This window comes from Halopenitus malekzadehii (assembly GCF_900108505.1).
GTDB classification, from domain to species: Archaea; Halobacteriota; Halobacteria; order Halobacteriales; family Haloferacaceae; genus Halopenitus; species Halopenitus malekzadehii.
On the sequence record NZ_FNWU01000001.1, the window covers coordinates 454,799 to 472,817 of the forward strand.

General features: G+C 67.0%; 15 protein-coding genes and 1 pseudogene. 9 read left to right on the plus strand and 7 right to left on the minus strand.

Annotated features, from left to right (window positions below; all coding sequences use genetic code 11):
- Window positions 1-188: 188 nt before the first annotated feature.
- Both acs and BLW38_RS02350 read right to left on the minus strand, forming a co-directional pair.
- Window positions 189-2,189: an acetate--CoA ligase gene (gene acs, locus BLW38_RS02345; protein ID WP_092813733.1), complete on the minus strand. Its 2,001-nt coding sequence runs from the start codon at window positions 2,187-2,189 to the stop codon at window positions 189-191.
- Between the two features lie 123 nt (window positions 2,190-2,312).
- Entirely contained in the window at window positions 2,313-2,960 is a 648-nt protein-coding gene (locus tag BLW38_RS02350; protein WP_092813737.1) for an FAD-dependent oxidoreductase, read from the minus strand.
- 338 nt (window positions 2,961-3,298) lie between these two features.
- Here BLW38_RS02350 and BLW38_RS02355 point away from each other — a divergent pair, with 338 nt between their 5' ends.
- From BLW38_RS02355 to BLW38_RS02375, 5 genes are all read left to right on the plus strand, one after another.
- The gene (locus BLW38_RS02355) at window positions 3,299-5,044 is read left to right on the plus strand and encodes a 2-oxoacid:acceptor oxidoreductase subunit alpha (RefSeq protein WP_092813740.1); all 1,746 of its coding nucleotides are present in this window, start codon (window positions 3,299-3,301) and stop codon (window positions 5,042-5,044) included.
- Between the two features lie 3 nt (window positions 5,045-5,047).
- Entirely contained in the window at window positions 5,048-5,911 is an 864-nt protein-coding gene (locus tag BLW38_RS02360; RefSeq protein ID WP_092813743.1) for a 2-oxoacid:ferredoxin oxidoreductase subunit beta, read from the plus strand.
- A gap of 155 nt (window positions 5,912-6,066) precedes the next feature.
- Entirely contained in the window at window positions 6,067-7,326 is a 1,260-nt protein-coding gene (locus BLW38_RS02365; protein ID WP_092813746.1) for a digeranylgeranylglycerophospholipid reductase, read from the plus strand.
- Window positions 7,327-7,426: 100 nt separating this feature from the next.
- Window positions 7,427-8,269 carry an aldo/keto reductase gene (locus BLW38_RS02370; protein ID WP_394327068.1) on the plus strand — a complete coding sequence of 281 codons (843 nt, stop codon included), beginning with the start codon at window positions 7,427-7,429 and terminating at the stop codon, window positions 8,267-8,269.
- A 109-nt stretch (window positions 8,270-8,378) separates the two neighbouring features.
- Window positions 8,379-9,116 carry a hypothetical protein gene (locus BLW38_RS02375; RefSeq protein WP_092813749.1) on the plus strand — a complete coding sequence of 246 codons (738 nt, stop codon included), beginning with the start codon at window positions 8,379-8,381 and terminating at the stop codon, window positions 9,114-9,116.
- 18 nt (window positions 9,117-9,134) lie between these two features.
- Here the strand turns inward: BLW38_RS02375 and BLW38_RS16910 are convergent.
- Together BLW38_RS16910 and BLW38_RS16640 are read right to left on the minus strand one after the other, a co-directional pair.
- Window positions 9,135-9,215 (minus strand): annotated as a pseudogene (locus BLW38_RS16910) (DUF7097 family protein); the annotation flags it as partial.
- Window positions 9,216-9,296: 81 nt separating this feature from the next.
- Window positions 9,297-9,431 carry a hypothetical protein gene (locus BLW38_RS16640; RefSeq protein WP_281241158.1) on the minus strand — a complete coding sequence of 45 codons (135 nt, stop codon included), beginning with the start codon at window positions 9,429-9,431 and terminating at the stop codon, window positions 9,297-9,299.
- A gap of 318 nt (window positions 9,432-9,749) precedes the next feature.
- Here BLW38_RS16640 and BLW38_RS02380 point away from each other — a divergent pair, with 318 nt between their 5' ends.
- The 3 genes from BLW38_RS02380 to gatB all read left to right on the plus strand — a co-directional run bounded on the left by BLW38_RS02380 (window position 9,750) and on the right by gatB (window position 13,268).
- Window positions 9,750-10,508 carry a lycopene cyclase domain-containing protein gene (locus BLW38_RS02380; protein ID WP_092813753.1) on the plus strand — a complete coding sequence of 253 codons (759 nt, stop codon included), beginning with the start codon at window positions 9,750-9,752 and terminating at the stop codon, window positions 10,506-10,508.
- Entirely contained in the window at window positions 10,498-11,610 is a 1,113-nt protein-coding gene (locus BLW38_RS02385; protein ID WP_092813756.1) for a Brp/Blh family beta-carotene 15,15'-dioxygenase, read from the plus strand. Before BLW38_RS02380 ends, BLW38_RS02385 begins: the two co-directional genes overlap by 11 nt.
- Window positions 11,611-11,780: 170 nt before the next feature.
- Window positions 11,781-13,268, plus strand: coding sequence for an Asp-tRNA(Asn)/Glu-tRNA(Gln) amidotransferase subunit GatB (gene gatB, locus BLW38_RS02390; protein WP_092813759.1), 1,488 nt, complete (start codon window positions 11,781-11,783; stop codon window positions 13,266-13,268).
- 77 nt (window positions 13,269-13,345) lie between these two features.
- Here gatB and BLW38_RS02395 read toward each other — a convergent pair whose 3' ends face one another.
- On the minus strand, window positions 13,346-14,770 hold the full coding sequence (locus BLW38_RS02395) for an MATE family efflux transporter (RefSeq protein WP_092815521.1): 1,425 nt from the start codon (window positions 14,768-14,770) through the stop codon (window positions 13,346-13,348).
- 150 nt (window positions 14,771-14,920) lie between these two features.
- Here BLW38_RS02395 and BLW38_RS02400 point away from each other — a divergent pair, with 150 nt between their 5' ends.
- Entirely contained in the window at window positions 14,921-15,670 is a 750-nt protein-coding gene (locus tag BLW38_RS02400) for a DUF2103 domain-containing protein (protein WP_092813763.1), read from the plus strand.
- 63 nt (window positions 15,671-15,733) lie between these two features.
- Here the strand turns inward: BLW38_RS02400 and BLW38_RS02405 are convergent, their stop codons facing one another.
- Window positions 15,734-16,834, minus strand: a complete 1,101-nt coding sequence (locus tag BLW38_RS02405; RefSeq protein WP_092813766.1) for a pyridoxal phosphate-dependent aminotransferase — start codon at window positions 16,832-16,834, stop codon at window positions 15,734-15,736.
- A gap of 83 nt (window positions 16,835-16,917) precedes the next feature.
- Complete coding sequence (locus BLW38_RS02410; RefSeq protein ID WP_092813769.1) at window positions 16,918-17,868, minus strand: calcium/sodium antiporter; 951 nt, start codon at window positions 17,866-17,868, stop codon at window positions 16,918-16,920.
- Window positions 17,869-18,019: the final 151 nt, after the last annotated feature.

The following is an 18,019-nucleotide window of genomic DNA, read 5'->3' on the forward strand; positions in this document are numbered from 1 at the left end:
CGAGCCGGTTCACCGACTGGATCCAGCACTGGGATGGTGACGACGTCGCCTCGCACGCTGCTTTATAAGGGAAAAGACCTCCTACTCGGTTCGAATCCGCCCGGGACTATTCACTCCACGCCGGGTCCGCGATCGGTGACTCCGGAACGTCGAGCCGAACGAGCCCACCTCCGAACCCCGATCCCGCCTCAGTCGCCCTGGACGGTCCGCTGGATGTCCTCGACGACCTCGGGATTTCGCAGGGTGCTCGTGTTGCCGAGCTCCTCGTCGTTCGCGATGTTCTCGAGGAGGCGGCGCATGATCTTCCCGGAGCGCGTCTTGGGGAGTTCGGGCGTGAAGATCACCTGCTCGGGCTTGGCGATCGGGCCGATCGCCTCGTTGACGCCGTCGATGATCCGCTGGCGAAGGTCGTCGGTCTCCGCATAGCCCTCCTCGGTGATGACGTACGCGTAGACGGCCTCGCCCTTGATCTCGTGGTTGCCGCCGACCACGGCGGCCTCGGCGACGCCCTCGACGCCGACGATCGCCGACTCGATCTCCATCGTCCCGAGGCGGTGGCCGGAGACGTTGATCACGTCGTCGACGCGACCGAGAACGGTGATGTAGCCGTCGTCGTCGATCTTCGCGCCGTCCTCGGGGAAGTAGACCCAGTCGTCGGGGTCGTCGCTGTCGACGTCGGAGTACTCCGCCCAGTATTCCTCGATGTAGCGTTCGTCGTTGTTGTAGAGGGTTCGCAACATTCCCGGCCAGGGCTTTTGAACGGTGAGGTAGCCAGCCTCGCCGGCGCCGATCTCCTCGCCGGCGGTGTCGACGATCCGGACGTCGAGTCCCGGCAGCGGCGGGCCGGCCGACCCGGGCTTCATGTCTCCGATCCCGGGCAGCGTGGTGATCATCATCCCGCCCGTCTCGGTTTGCCACCAGGTGTCGACGATCGGACAGTCCTCGCCGCCGATGTGTTTGTAGTACCACTTCCACGCGCGCGGGTTGATCGGCTCGCCGACGGTCCCGAGCAGCCGAAGGCTCGAGAGGTCGTGCTCGGCCGGGTACTCCTCGCCCCACTTCATGAACGCCCGGATCGCGGTCGGGGCGGTGTACAGCTGGGTCGCCTCGTACTCCTCGACGATCTCCCAGAGTCGATCCCGGTCGGGCTGGTCGGGGGCACCCTCGTACATCATCGTCGTCGTTCCGAGCGCGAGGGGTCCATAGACGATGTAGGAGTGGCCCGTGATCCAGCCGATGTCGGCCGAACAGAAGTAGGTGTCCTCCGGTTTGACGTCGAGGACGGATTGGGAGGTCCAGCTCGCCCACGCGAGGTAGCCGCCGGTCGTGTGCTTGACCCCCTTCGGCTTGCCGGTCGTTCCGGAGGTGTACATCAGGAACAGCATGTCCTCGGCGTCGCGGCTGACGGGCTCGACGGTGGCGCCCTCGTGGCCCGCAAGCAGGTCGTCGTAGGTCCGCTGGTCGGGCCCGAGGTCGTGGTCGACGCCGTCGCCGTTGGCCGCGAGCCGTTCGACGACCACGGTTTCGGTGTCGTGTTCGACCCCGTCGAGTCCCTCGGTGGCCTTCTCGAGGTGGTCGAGGGCGTCACCGCGCCGGTAGTAGCCGTCACAGGTGACCAGGTATTCGGAGTCGGCCGCGTTCATCCGGGTCGCGAGCGCGTCCGCGGAGAACCCCGCGAAGACGACGCTGTGTGGGGCGCCGATCCGGGCGCAGGCCAACATCACGATCGGCAACTCGGGGATCATCGGCATATACAGCGTGACGACATCGTCCTCGCCGACGCCCAGATCCCGGAGTGCTGCGGCGGCCTCGTTGACCTCGCGATGGAGTTCCTCGTAGGTGTAGGTTCGGTTCGCCTCGTCGACCGGTTCGCCGACCCATTCGATGGCGGCCTCGTCGCCGCGCTCCGCGAGGTGACGGTCGATGCAATTGGCCGACGCGTTCAGTTTTCCGCCCGTGAACCACTCGTAGAAGGGTGGGTTGTCGTCGTCGAGTACCCGATCGTAGGAGTCCTCCCACTCGAGGAGGTCGGCCGCGGCCGCCCAACAGTCGGGCCAGTTCTCCTCGAACTCCTCGTAGATCGCCGGATCGGTCACGTTGGCCTGGTCGGTGAACGACGCCGGCGGTTCGAAGACGTCCTGTTCGGCGAGTCGCGCTTCCAGTTCGGGTCCCTCGTCCGAGTCTGACATACATGTCGATGATTCGCATCGTCCGCTATAAACGTGTGGTACTCTCGCTCGTGATGCGCACTCACATATACGAAAATCGTTTATATTCGGTCCGCGAACGCTACCGATCGACGTGGAAGCTCGCTACCCGAAGTTCTCGATCTTCGCGCCGTCGGTACTCGATCCGATCGCTTCGAGTGCGTCCTCGACGTCCTCGATGAAGGAGGCGAAGCCGTACACGAATACCTGTTCCTCCGGATCGTCGGTGACGACGTCGTCAACCGCGTCGGCGAGGTCGGTGGTCCCGTCCTCGAGCAGCCGCACCGTTGCGCCGCGGTCCGCAAGCGTTTCGAGCCGCGCGCGATGCGCGAGCTCCTCGTCCCGGTACACGATCGCCGCCTCGTTCCCGTCAGCGAGCGCGCGCTCGCCGATCCCGACGGCGGGGCCGATGCCGGGTCCGCCGGCGATCACCACGACTCGCGGTTCGCCCTCGTAGTGATCGCTGCCGTATGGGCCGCTCATCTCGATCTCGTCGCCGGGTTCGAGCGCGGCGAGGTATGCCGAGAACGGGCCCCCCTCCTCGTGGTCGATCTCGATCGTCGTCTCGAAGGTTTCGTCGGTGTTCGGCGAGGAGAGCGTATAGAACCGTGAGTACTCCTCGTCGTCGACGGTTCCGGTGAGTTTGATGAACTGCCCGGGTTCCGCCGAGAACCCGTCCGGCGTCTCGAGTTCGAGGGCGATCGTGTCCGTACCGACGTCGTCGATCGACGCGATGACTACGTGTGCGTCCATACGTCCGGTTGTGGGTTGAGACACAAACCAGTTCCCGTCCCGGCCGAGGCTGCGGACATCGATGACGGATCGATCGCGGACGCATTCGGACGGTCAGCGAGCACGACCCACCGGCACGCTTGCCGGACCAAACTGGTTCGACGATCGTCGAATACGGTGCGGTCCGGAACTCGTCGATCCGCCACGAAACGTTGACGTTTGGATATAATGGACTCGAATATGGAGAAATAAAACAACACTAGTGCCCATATGTCGACGTTACTGACCAAACGTGAAATGTGGCGGTAGGACGCCTTTCAGAAGTCTTTTGATTGGTGCAACAGAAGAACCGGAATAGTATGGTCGCGGACTTCAACTGGGCCATCGGCGGGGAAGCCGGCGATGGCATCGACTCGACGGGCAAGATCTTCGCCCAGGCGCTGTCTCGCTCGGGTCGGCACGTCTTCACCTCCAAGGATTTCGCCTCCCGGATCCGGGGCGGGTACACCGCCTATAAGGTGCGGACGTCCGTCGACAGAGTACAAAGCGTCGTCGACCGACTCGACGTCCTGATCGCGTTGACGCCACGGACGATCGAGGAGAACCTTCCGGAGCTTCACGAGGGGTCGGTCATCATCTACGACGGCGAACGAACCACGATGGCGAACGCCGAGATTCCCGAGGAGATGGTGGGTCTCGACGTTCCGCTCAAGCGCCTCGCGGAGGAAGCCGGTGGCGCCATCATGCGCAACGTGGTCGCCCTCGGCGCCGCCTGTGAGGTCACCGACTTCCCGATCGAGAACCTCGATTCGGCCCTGGAGAAGCGGTTCAAGGACAAAGGTCAGAAGCTGGTTGACAACAACCAGGAGGCCGCCCGCGCCGGGCAGTCCTATGTCGCCGAGGAGTTCGACCACGAGTTCGATTACGAACTCGAGACGACCGACAACGACTACGTCCTGTTGAACGGCGACGAGGCGATCGGTATGGGCGCCATCGCGGCCGGCTGCCGGTTCTACTCCGGCTACCCGATCACGCCCGCGACGGACGTGATGGAGTACCTCACCGGACGGATCGAACGGTATGGCGGCCACGTCGTGCAGGCGGAGGACGAGCTGTCGGCGATCAATATGGCCCTCGGCGCCGCCCGCGGCGGTGCCCGATCGATGACCGCGACCTCCGGCCCGGGTATCGACCTGATGACGGAGACGTTCGGCCTCGTGGCGACCTCCGAGACCCCGCTCGTCATCTGTAACGTGATGCGCTCGGGTCCCTCCACCGGGATGCCGACGAAACAGGAACAGGGCGATTTGAACGGGATGCTCTATGGCGGTCACGGCGAGATCCCGCGGTTCGTCCTCGCGCCGACGACGATCGACGAATGCTTCTGGAAGACCGTCGAGGCGTTCAACCTTGCCGAGAAGTACCAGACGCCGGTCTATCTCACCGCGGATCTCTCGCTTGCGGTCACTGAACAGACCTACGAGCCCGACGCGTTCGATATGGATGCCGTCGAGATCGACCGTGGATTCGTGGTCGACGAGGAGACGATCGGCGACCACCAGACCGACGCCGAGCAGTTCAAGCCGCACGAGATCACCGACGACGGAATCTCCCCGCGTGCGTTCCCTGGCACGAGCGGCGGCGCTCACATGTCGACGGGGCTCGAACACGACGAGCTCGGACGACGGACCGAGGAGCAGGAGATGCGCGTTGAGCAGGTCGACAAGCGCAACCGGAAGGTCGAGACGGCCGAGGAACGTGAGGACTGGAGCCCGCGCGAATTCGGCGACGCCGAGGCCGACACGCTCGTCGTTTCGTGGGGTTCGAACGAGGGCGCGCTCATCGAGGCGCTCGAGTATCTCGAGGAGGACGACATCGACGTCCGCGTGATCTCGGTGCCCTACATCTTCCCCCGACCGGACCTCACCGAGGCGGTCGAGGCCGCCGAGGAGACGATCGTCGTCGAGTGTAACGCGACCGGGCAGTTCGCCGACCTCGTCGAACACGACGTTCTCGAACGCGTCGAACGGATAAACAAGTACACGGGCGTGCGGTTCAAGGCCGACGAGCTCGCACGCGACATCAAGGCGACCCTGGAGGCGTAACCAATGAGTTCAGACGTTCGATTCACCGACTTCAAATCCGACAAGCAGCCGACGTGGTGTCCAGGATGTGGCGACTTCGGGACGATGAACGGGATGATGAAGGCCCTCGCGGAGACGGGCAACGATCCCGACAACACCTTCGTCGTCGCCGGGATCGGCTGTTCGGGCAAGATCGGGACGTACATGCGAAGCTACGCGCTCCACGGCGTCCACGGCCGCGCGCTCCCGGTCGGGACCGGCGTCAAGCTCGCCCGGCCCGACATCGAGGTGATGGTCGCCGGCGGTGACGGCGACGGCTACTCCATCGGTGCCGGCCACTTCGTCCACGCCGTCCGCCGGAACGTGGACATGACCTACGTCGTGATGGACAACCGGATCTACGGATTGACCAAAGGGCAGGCCTCTCCGACCTCCCGGTCCGACTTCGAGACGTCGACGACGCCCGAGGGGTCGAAACAGCCGCCGGTCAACCCGCACGCGCTCGCGTTGGCCTCCGGAGCGAGTTTCATCGCCCAGTCGTTCTCCTCGGACGCGCTGCGTCACCAGGAGATCATCCAGGAGGCGATCGAACACGATGGGTTCGGGTTCGTCAACGTCTACTCGCCGTGTGTCACGTTCAACGACGTCGACACCTACGACTACTTCCGCGACTCGCTGGTCGACCTCCAGGAGACCGACCACGACCGTCACGACTACGAGGACGCCAAGGAGGTCATCCTCGACGCCGACAAGGAGTATCAGGGCATCATCTACCAGGACGAGGACTCGGTTCCCTACGCCGAACAGCACGGGATCAGCGCGGATATGTCCGACATCCCGGACGGCGCACCGGAGAACGCGACGGATCTCGTCCGCGAGTTCTACTGAACGACGGCGACGTTCGGCCGCCGTCGATAGCCTCTCCCAAGCGGCGCGTGATCGGAGTCCTCAGAGCCGTTTTCGACCCTTTCAAGGGGACGAAAACCCCGGGACGGACGGGGCGTATCAACAACACTCATTAGCGGCACGCGACACGTTCGGGTATGAGCGATCGTTTCGACGTGGTCATCGCCGGGGCCGGCCCAGCGGGCGCCCAGTGTGCCCGCGACCTCGCCGCGCGGGACTACGACGTTCTCGTTCTCGAGACGGAACCTGAGGCGGAGTTCCCGCGCCAGAGCAACAAATCCACCGCGGGCACGTTCCCGTCGATGATGGCTTCCTTCGGGGTCCCCGACGACGTCGTGATGCAGTTCACCGACTCGGTGGTCCTCGAGTCGCCTAACGATTTCTACGTCCAGAACCAGCCGGGAGCGGTCCTCGAGTTCGCGGAGTTCAAACGGTGGCTCGTCGCCGACGGACGCGAGCAGGGCGCCGAGTACCGCTTCGATTCCCGGGCGACCGCGCCGATCGAGTCGGACGGGTCGGTCGTCGGGATCCGGTACGACGGGTCCGAGGAGGTGTATGCCGACGTGGTCGTCGACGCGACCGGCCCCGCCGCGCCGCTGGCGAAGGCGCTGGACGTCTGTGACCTGCACCGCGAGAACCAGGCGATCGGCATCGAGTGGGAACTCGAGGGCATCGACGTGGACCACACCGGCTACGCCGATCTCCACGACGCGATGATGCTGCGGCTCGACCACGACGTCGCGCCGGGCGGCTACTCGTGGATCTTCCACACCGGCGGGGATACCGCCAAGGTCGGGGTCTGTTACATCCAGAACGACCGCCACCGTGAGCACGCCGACGAGGACCTCACGATCGACGGGTACCTCGAGCGCTGGCTCGAGTCGGACCCGCGGTTCGCCGACGCCGAGAAGATCGAGGGGAAGGTCCACCGTGGATCCGCCCACATTCAGCAGCCGGCCGAGATGAGCACGGACGGTTTCGTCGCGATCGGCGATACGGTCCCCTCGATCGACCCCCTCTGGGGAGAGGGGATCCACAAGGGGATGAAGTCCGCCCGCGCGGCGGCGGCGGCGATCGACCGCTGTCTGAGTCCCACCGAACCGGACACCTCCGCCGCACAGCTGTCGACCTACGACGACCTCTGGCACCGCGATGTCGCGCCGAAGGCCCGACAGCGGCTGTTGATGACCGAGCTCCTCTATCTCGCCTCCAACGACCGGTACGACCGCCTGATGCGTGATCTTCGGGCGACCGAGGAGGACACTCTGGCGGAGATAAACGGCGGCAACCTCGCCGCCTTCCCGAATCTCATTCATCTCGATGACCTCTCGCTGCTTGCCACCTTCGGCAAGGAGCGATTCCTCGAGGGATCGCCTCGCTGGCTCGGCGACGACTGATCGGTTCCAGCGCGTTCCGTCGCCGATCGACGGCGATCGTCGCACATCCACCATCGCCCGTCCCACAACCTCTTTCTCACGCGCGCGCCTCGGATCGGCTATGACGGACACACCGCAGCACGGTGGCGACCCGGAGGCGATGCCGACCCACGACGGGATGGCGATGCTCGGATACGGCACCTGGAAGCTGGCCGACCGGGACACCTGTATCGACGCGATCACGACCGCACTCGAGACTGGCTACCGCCACATCGACACGGCGCGGATGTACGACAACGAGACCCACGTCGGGGAGGCGATCGCGAATGCCGGCGTCGACCGCGATGAGGTCTTCCTCGCGACCAAGATCTGGCCGGACGACCTCGCGTACGACGACGCGATCGACGCCGCCTACGACAGCCTCGACCGGCTGAACACCGACCATCTGGACCTCCTGTACGTTCACTGGCCGGCGAGGGCATACGACCCGGCGGAGACGCTCGATGCCTTCGACCGGCTCGTCGAGGAGGGCGTCACGGACCGGATCGGCGTCTCGAACTTCACTCCCGAGCTGCTCGCGGACGCCTGCGATCGGACCACGGCGCCGATCTTTGCGAACCAGTTCGAGTGTCATCCCCTGCTTCCCCGTCAAGGGTGGCGTGATGCATGTGCCGAACACGACGTCCAGCCGGTGGCGTACGCCCCGATCGCGCGCCAGGAGGTCTTCGAGGTCGAGACGATCGTCGAGATCGCTGACGCACACGACGTCTCGCCGGCGCAGGTCTCGCTCGCCTGGCTCCGCCAGCACGACGTGACCGCGATCCCGAAGGCCGCAAGCGCGGACCACATCCGTGACAACTGGGCGTCGCTGTCGTGCACCCTCACGGAGGCGGAGCTGGACGCCATCAACGCGATCGAAACGCGGTCCCGGAAGGTGAATCCGGAGTTCGCGCCGTGGAACTGACCCACGCCGGCAGCCCCCGACCGATCGCCGCCGACGGCGGTGGTTCGATCCGCCCCGCGATCGACACGAGGCACAAGGTTCACGTTCCACCACGCGAGAGTTGACGCCGATGGAACGACGGTCCCCGGGGTTGCTCGGCGCGATACGCATCGACGTCACCCGGCTACACGATACGTGGATGGAGGTCGCCTTTCCCCGCCAGCTCGACGCCAGCAGCGTGCTTGGCAAGTGGCAACCGGAGACGACCCCGCAGCGGATCGCCTACAAGCTGTGGGCGGCGATCGGGATTCCCCTCGTCCTGTTCGGCTACCCGTTGCTGCTGGTCGGGTTCGCGACGCGGTATTACGCGACACGGCTCGACTCCGCGGTGACACGGATCGGCGTCCTCGGCGTCCTCCTCGTCGCGACGCTCGTCTGGGGTACCCTGACGCTCATCACGCGGCTACAGCTCACCACGGAGGCGTTTCTCGCGGTGGGGGCCGCCAGCGTGGTCGCGATCGTGTCCGCGGGGCTTGCCGCGCTGTTCTCGAAGGTCGGCGGCCGAGCCACGAGCGTCCTGCTTGCGTACCCGTTCGCGATGACGGCGCTGTTCCTGCCGCCGGTCGTCGCCGCCCTCTTTACGCCCTCGCTCGGGGAGGTCATCTTCCCGAACAGCACCGAGCTCGCCGTCTGGATCCTCGATACGCTGTTGGCCGTCGGCGGACTCAACGACTGGCTGCGCGCCAACTTCACGCTTGAAGGGACCGGCTACGTCCTGATGTGGTTCGGCCTCGCGATCCCGACCGGTTGGCTGCTCGGCCTGCTCGTGGCGCTCGCCGACGTCATCCGACCGAAACCGGACGAGTGAACGTCTCCACCGCTCGGCATCAGTCCGGTGATCACGGACTCCCACGACGTCGGAGGGGTCGTCGACGCCGACGGGCGTCCCGTTCGGTGTCCGCTCCATACCACCGCGTGCGAGCGACCGTCAAAAACGCGCCGCCGACGGTGGTCAGGGCCAGCGGTGGCGAGAGGTCCGAACCGGAAGCTAGCGCCGCACTATCGACACCGTGACCGCATACAGCGCGCCACAGTCACACGGGATCGTGGTGTTCGGTTCGGGGTCTTCGGTGACGTATTCGATCGTCGATCCACACGACGGGCATTCGAGTCCGATATCCATTGGGTGGTCTCCTCTCCGCGGTGAACACCCCTGGGAAGGCGACGATCACGTCGATACCGGCGGCGTTCCGCCCTGAAGCGGGATGGTATACCGTGGCAACACGCCACATCTTTACCGTCGCACCGGTAACGCTCGACCGCTCCCACCGTGGGGGCTGTTCGAGAGGGAACGCCGAAGCTTGGTGGGCTCCGTTCCCTCTCGCGCACCTGTCGTGCGCACGCCTGGCTTTTTCGTACAGCATTAAGAAGCTACGGGCCGAGTTATCGATACGGATAGTGAACCCCCGGTTCGGGACGGGGGATCGGCCCGAACTCATCGATGACCACTCCAACAACGTATTTCGACGTTCATCTGCTGTTTCTGTTCCCGCCGATCGCCGGTCTCGGCTTCCTCGCGTGGCGTCGATCGGTGCTCGATCGACGGTTTCTCGGCGCAGTCGCGATACTGACCGTGCTCGCGGTCGGATACACGACGCCGTGGGACGCACGGCTCATCGCGGTTGGTGTCTGGTGGTACGGGGATGGCTCCGTGTCTCGACGATTCCTCGGAGTGCCCCTCGGCGAGTACGCCTTCTTCCTGCTACAATCGGTGGTGACGCTGTTGTGGGTGGGCTGTATCACTCGCGGGGATCGACTCCGCGTTCCAGCGCGACCGTCCCGCAGCGACCGGATCGTCGGCTTCCTGGCGGGGGTCTCCGTCGGCGTCGGCGGCTGGCTGCTTCTTGCTGGCCCACGAACGTGGTTGTACCTCGGTGCCATCCTTCTGTGGGCGGGGCCGGTGCTCGCGATCCAGTGGGCCTACGACTGGCCGAGCCTCCGCCGTCGTCGGTGGCCCCTCACGGTCGGCGTCCTCGTACCGACCGGCTATCTCTGTCTGGTCGATCGGGTCGCGATCGACGCCGGCGTCTGGAACGTTTCGAGGACGTACACGACCGGCCTCACGGTCGGCGGACTGCCCGTGGAGGAGGCCGTCTTCTTTCTCGTGACCAACGTGTTCCTCGTCCAGGGCTACCTGTTGTACGACGACCTGTTGGACCGACGAGAGATCGAACGCCCGACGGCGGAGGATGAGGGATGAGACCGTGACCGCCACCGGCGAGGCCGATCGCACGCTCGCCGCGTTCGCCCTCGTTCCCGGCTGGATCGCCGTCGGCGTGCTCATCAGTATCGTCGCCGCTGGGGTATCGATCCCGCTCCGGTATCGGTGGGTTCCGCTGGCCGTGAGCGTGCTCGTGGTCGGGTTCCCACACGGGGCGGTCGATCATCACCTCCTTGCTCGAGTGCGAGACGACTCCACACCCCGTGGATCCCTGGCGCGCGTCGGAGCCACCTACGCCGTCCTTGGCGGCGGATACGCGTTTGTGTGGTTCTTCCTGCCGCGGGTAGCCGTCACCGTATTCCTTCTGGTGACGATCGTCCACTGGGGAACCGGTGAACTGTATCCACTCATCGAGATCGCGGGCGTCCACCACCTCGGATCGTCGACATCCCGACTCGCCACCGCGACGATCCGGGGTTGCCTTCCCATCCTCGGGCCCCTCGTCGCTTTTCCGGACCGGTTTTCGACGGTGGTTTCGCTGCTCGTCACTCCGTTCCTCGGAACGCCACCGGCGTGGATCGCCGCCCTGGGCGACCCACACGTTCGTGCCGCGATCGCCGCGTCGGTCGGGGGTGGCGTCGTCGCGACGCTGGCGCTCGGTGCTGCCCGGGCTCGCGCGGTGGATGCGGCGCTAATCCACAGGGCCCAGCCCACCTCCCAGGTGGACGCGATCGTTCGGCCACGGACCGCAGTCGGCGGCTGGCTGCTGGATGCCTGTGAGACCGTGCTGTTGTGTGCGTTCTTCCTCGTCGTTCCGCCGGTTTTGGCGGTCGGGACGTACTTCTGTCTCTGGCACTCGCTGCGTCACGTTGCCCGGCTGATCACGTTCGACGACCGTTCGACCACCGACCTCGCTGACGGTCGAATCGGCCGGCCCCTGTGGCGGTTCACGCGGGATGCGCTCCCACTCACTGCGGGCGGCCTGCTCGTCATCGCGGGAGTGTTCGTTGCCGTTCCTCGGTCTCCCGGAACGCCGACCGAGTCGATCGGCGTCTACCTCGTGGCGATCGCCGTCCTGACGCTCCCCCACACCGTTCTCGTGGCGATCGCTGATCGCGAGCAGGGGATCGGCCCCTGGTGACCCACGCGGTGGGCGGGTGTGGTTCCTGGCGGCGGCCGCTCACGGGTGAGCTCGAACGGGCGTGGACTCGAACGGGTGTGGACTCAAGCGAGTGGCGAACTCGAACCGGTGGGTGAGCACCAGCGGGCGACTCGACACGCTTTACACCCCACACGCACAACGACTCCGCAATGAGTACGCGGACCGCGACCGACGAGCGGGCGGTCGTCATCGGCCTCGAGGTGCACGTGCAACTCGAGACGGACACGAAGATCTTCTGCGGCTGTTCGACCGAACCGGCCGAGGACGAGGAGCCGAACACCCGGACCTGTCCGGTCTGTCTCGGGCTGCCGGGTGCCCTCCCGGTGCTCAACGAGGGCGCCGTCGAGGCGGCGGTCAAGATCGGCAAGGCCCTCGAGGCCGACATCCCCGAACGGACCGACTTCCACCGGAAGAACTACTACTACCCCGACCTCCCGAAGAACTTCCAGATCACCCAGTACGACGCACCGATCTGTGCCGACGGCGAACTCGAGGTCGCCGTGGAGGACTCCCGACGAACGATCGGGATCACCCGTGCCCACCTCGAGGAGGACCCGGGGAGCCTCCAGCACGCGGGTGGGTCGATCGACACCGCCGACCACACGCTCGTCGATTACAACCGCGCCGGGACCCCGCTCGTCGAGATCGTCACGGAGCCGGATTTCCGGTCGCCCGCCGAGACGCGCGCGTTCCTCGCGAAGCTCGAGGAGGTCCTCGAGTATCTCGGCGTCTTCGATGCGACCCGCGACGGCAGTCTCCGAGTGGACGCGAACATCTCACTCGTGCCCGGCGAGTCGGTCGCCGGGGACGGGTCGATCGACGACGACGCGCTCGCGGCGGCCAATCGGACCGAAGTCAAGAACATCTCGAGCCACAAAGGTGCCGAGAAGGCGCTCGCCTACGAAGTCACCCGGCAGCGGAACGCCCTGCGCCGCGGGCGCGCGGTCGAACAGGAGACGCGCCACTGGGACGAATCGCGGGGAATCACCGTCTCGATGCGCTCGAAGGAGGCCGAAAAGGACTACCGGTACTTCCGCGAGGCGGACCTGCCGCCCCTCGAGGTGAGTGACTGGCGCGAGTCGATCCCGATCCCCGAGCTGCCGGATGCCCGCCGCGAACGCTTCCGTGCGGAGTACGGCCTGGGTGCCGAGGCGGCCGACAAACTCACCTCACGGAAGGCCGTCGCGGACTTTTATGAGGACGTCGCCGACCGATTCGACCCGGATCTCGCGGCCACCTGGGTCGCGGATAACCTCCTCGGCGAGCTCAACTATCGCGATATGGCGATCACCGACGTCGACGACCGCCTCGAGGAGTTCGCCCGCCTGATCGAGCTCGTCGACGCCGATGATCTCACGACGAAGAACGCCGAGGAGGTCGTGCTCCGCGGGATGTTGGACGACGGCGACGACCCCGACACGATCGTCGAGCGTGAGGGACTCGGAACCGCCGACACCGGCGAGGTCGAGGCCGCCGTCGCGGACGCGATCGACGAGAACCCCGAGGCTGTCGACGACTACCACGACGGCGACGACGGCGCGATCAACTTCCTCGTCGGCCAGGTGATGCAGCGGACCGGCGGATCCGCCGACCCCGGCGAGGTCAACGCGCTGCTGCGCGAGCGGCTCGCGGAGTGAGTCGACCGCGACGTGGTCGTCGCAGTCGATCCGGCTTTTTCGCCTTCCGCCCCTTCTGTTTCCGTCCGTTGCCCGGCTCAGTCATCGACCGGCACGACGTCGGGCTCGGCGGTCTCCGTCTCGCCGTCCCCCTCGAGGACGCCCTCCCGCCACGTTCCGCGCAGGAACCACGCGATCCCGACGACGAACGACGCCACGGCCGCGGCCGCATAGGCCCACCAGAGCCCGACGACGCCCCGGTCGAGCCCGGTGTAGGTGAGGCCGATCACGGGGATCGTGACGGTCCCGAACGCCAGGATCGCGGCGAGCGGAATCCGCAGGATCCACCGCGAGAGCAGCGAGAGCACCATCGCGATCCGGGTGTCGCCGGCGCCGCGGAACGCACCCTGTAACACCATCAAACCGCCGAAGAAGCCCCACGAGAGCGCGATGACGCGGAGAAACACGACGCCCTCCCCGATCACGGCGGGATCGTCGATGAACACGCCGATCGCGGCGGCCGGCCGGAGCCACACGGCACCTCCGGCGGCCGTCAGGAGGGCCATCGTCGCCGCCGTCGCGACCATCGTCACCCGGTGGGCGCGGTCGGGCGTCTCCGCGCCCAGGTTCTGCCCGACGCCGGTCGCGGTCGCCTGCCCGACGGCGCCCGAGACGGTCCAGGAGACGGACATCAGTCGCACGCCGATGCCGTAGGCTGCGGTGGCGACGGGGCCGAACCGGGCGACGAGCGCGGCCATCGCCACCGCGGCGAACGACCGGGCCCACCCGTCGAGCGTCGCCGGGTAGCCGACGTCGACGAGCCGGCCGAGGATCGCCGGATCCGGCCGGAGGTCACGGGGGTAAAGCTGGACGCCCCAGTCGCCCCGGACGAGGACGTAGATCCCGATCACCGCGGCGAAGAGCCGCGAGACGAACGTGGCGATCGCAGCACCCCGGGTCCCCATTGCGGGAACCGGCCCCCAGCCGAGGACGAGGAACGGATCGATCACGATGTTGAGGCCTGCGGAGGCCGCCACGAGCCACATCGCGGTCTTGGTGTCGCCGGCCCCCTGCAGGGAGGCCCGGAACGCGAAGAAGAGGAAGGTCAACGGGAGCGCCGCGAGGATCACCTCGATGTACGCGAGCGACTCGGCCAAGACCTGCCCGCGGGCACCGATCCAGTAGAGCAGCCAGTGGCGGCCGAGAAACCCGACGACCGCGAGGACGACCGAGACGACCGTCGCGAGCAGGCACGTCTGGGCGACGATCCGGTCGGCCCGTCGATCGTTGCCGGCCCCGACGTGCTGGGACACCAGCGCGATCGTGGCGGCGGTGACGCCCATCGCCGTCGAGACGAACATCCACGACAGCGGGAACATCAACGAGACCGCCGCGACCGCCTCGGGGCTCACTCGGCCGACCCAGAACATATCCGCGAGGTTGTACAGCGTCTGCAGCAGGTTCCCGAGCACGAGCGGCCAGGCCAGGGTGAACAGTCTGGGCGTGATCGCCCCCGTCGTCATATCCACGCGCGTGTCCTGGTTGGCCACGTGTCTCGCTCCGTCGATCGGATGGGCTGGCGACCGTGTAGGTCTTGTGACTTCATAGCGTGGCCCGATTCGGGATCGACCGCGGACAACGCGCTTTTACTCGCCCCGGCCCTGCGATCGAATATGGACTGTCGGCGGTGTGGCACGCCACTCGAGAAACCGGGGGACTACTGTCTCACCTGTGACACCGCCAACTGCGACGGCGTCGTCATCGAGTTCCGGCCGGACCACGCCGAGGTGACGATGCTCGAGGAGGACGACGTCGTCGGCCGGACGACCGTCACCACGACGCCGGAGCGCGAGGACCTCGGCGAGCGCGGCGTCGTGCAGGTTCGGAACTTCGCCGGACGCGTCGCCGACGAGGTGCGCCGAAAGCGCCCCGAAACCGTCTACGCCGCCGGCGAGCGCGATCCGCTTCGGGAGGCGCGAGCGCAACTACATTACGAGTTCTACCGCGTCCCGAACGCGGACCGGCGCGACGGCGACGGCCTCGTCGAGTGGGTTCGGGATCGACGCGGGGAGCGCTCGCTCGCGGTCGTCGATGCCGCCCCCAGGGAGAAGATCGGCGGCACCCACTCGACGCTCATCGGCGGGCGGACCGGTCGGACGGCGATCCGCACCGTGGCCGAACACCCCCACGTCAAGAAGATCGTTCCCGGACCGATCGACGCCGGCGGGACGGGCTCGCGGACCGGCCTCCGCGCGAAGGCGACCCGCGCCGACACGAACGGGAACGTCCGCCTCCTCCTGCGTGACGGCTCGAGCGTGCAGGAGAACCGCGTCGTGACGACCGCGATGGACCGGGAGACCGGCGAGCGCGTCCGGGAGGACCTGAACGAGGCGCTCGTCGAGGCAGAGCTCCGTGAGGCGTGAGGTCGGAGTCGGCGGCGGGGTCGGAGCCGACCGCAGCGGGCTCGGTGCCGCCCACGAACCGACTCACTCGAAGTACGCGGCCAGCCGCTCGGCCGCCTCTCGCGCTCGCGGCGTCACGAGCGCGAACCGGATCCACTCCTCGCGGGCGGTTCCGAACGTCTCGCCGGGCATCCCGGCGACCCCTGCCTCGTCGATCAGTCGCTCGACGTTCGCCATCGTCCCGGGGAAATCATCGAACCGCGCAAGCACGTAGAACCCGCCATCCGGCGTTGTGTACTCGGCGCCCGCGGCCTCGAGGGCGTCAGTGAACGCGTCGATCCGGTCGGACAGCAGCTCGCGGGACGCCGCGAAGTACTCGTGCTCGGTCGCCTGCAGCGCGTGGTGGACCGCGTACTGTGAGGGCGCGGGGCCGGTGACGTTGACGAGCATATGTCGCGCGCGAAGGGAATCGGCGTGTTCGGGCGGCGTGATGGCGTAACCGACCCGGAATCCGGTGATCGCCAGCGACTTCGAGAAGCCACCGGTGACGATCCGGTTCGGGGAGTCGATGGCGAGCGCGCTCTCGAAGCGTCCGGAGTGGTCGAACCGGTCGTAGACTTCGTCGACGACGACGAGCGCGTCGTGTCGCTCCGCCAGCCGGACCACCTCGGCGACCGCGTCGGGGTCGTAGACCGCGCCGGTCGGGTTGTTCGGCGTGTTCACCATCACGAGCGCGGTTCGGTCGCTCATCGCCTCCCGGATCGCCGCGAGGTCGATGCCACCGTCGCGGGCGGTCGGGACCAGTCGCTGGGTCCCACCGAGCAGCTCGACCTTGCCGGGGTAGTACGGGTAGACCGGGTCGAGCAGGATCGCCTCGTCGCCGGCGTCGCGCTCGAAGGCGCGCGCCATCGCGAGGTAGTTCGCCTCGCCGGTGCCGACGGTGACGACCACCTGGTCCGGGTCGACTCCTCGCCGGTCGGCGATCGCCTCGCGCAGCTCGGGCAGTCCGTCGCTGGCCGGGTACTGGAACGCCGCCGGGTCGAGCCCGGCGTACTCCCGGAGCGCGTCCCGGAGCGCCTCGGGTGGCTCCCAGTCCGGGTTGCCGCTCACCATATCGATCACGTCCCGGTCCGCGGTCGCCGCGTACTGCATCACGCGAAAGAACTGCGGCTCCTCGTAGTCCATGGGTGCCGATCGTCGCGGATCCCCGTGTGTGTTTCGCGATCACTCGAGGGTCCTTCCCCGTGGTCGCCGCCGGCAGCCACGTCTCACGGGAACAGGAGATACACGAACGCCACGTAGGCGACGAGCAGGATCGCGCCGTCGACTCGGGAGATCCACCGACCGCGAAGCATCAGGGCGACGACGAGGAGGGTGAACGCGATGAGGGCGGGGAACTCGAAGGACCGTACCCCGGCCGAGATCTCGACGGGCGTGATCACGGCGAGGACGCCGATCACGGCGAGGACGTTGTAGATGTTCGAGCCGACGACGTTGCCGACGCTGAACTCGGCTTCACCCCGGATCGCGGAGACGGCCGAGGCGGCGAGTTCGGGCAGCGAGGTTCCGAGGGCTAACACCGTAAGCCCGATGAACAGCTCGGAGAACCCGGCGGCGACGAGCAGTCCCTGCCCGCCGTCGATGAGCCAGCTCGAGCCGGCAAGCAGGGCGACCAGTCCCCCGACGATGTAGCCGACGTCGAGGAGGGTCGGGTCCGGCATCCGGTCGCGCTCGGCCGCGGAGATGGAGGCCTGCGTTCGCTGAATACGCCGCAGGACGACCCACGTGAACGCGACGAGCGCCGCGAGCAGGATCACTCCGTCGACCGCGTCCAGCCGTCCGTCGAGTCCGAGTCCCACGAGCAGGAGCGCGGCGAGGATCATGAACGGAACGTGGCTCTTCAACACGGTCTCGGTGACATCCAACGGCCGGATGAGCGCGGAGATCCCGAGGACGAGGCCGATGTTGGCCACGTTCGACCCGAGGATCGCGCCGAGGCCGATGTCCGTCGAGACGGTGAACGCGCCCACGAGCGTGACGAACAGCTCCGGGGTCGTCGTCGCGAACGCGACCACCGTGACGCCGACGGTCGAGGCACGTAGGCCGAACCCCAACGCGAGCTCGGCGGCACCCTTCACGAGCAGCTCCGCGCCGGCGTACAGGAGGGCGATCCCCGCTGCCAGCAGCAACACGTCGACGATCGGCGCGGCGAGTGGCACGCCCGTTCCTTCCGGTACCGGCGGCAAAACGGCGTCGGTCCGGGTCGCGGATTCGTGCCGCGCGTCCCGTTCGCGTGGTCCGGCCCGTGTCGGGCGCGTGGTCCGGACCGATCGAACCGCGGATTTTTGCTCCCCGGGGCGCCCGTTCCGG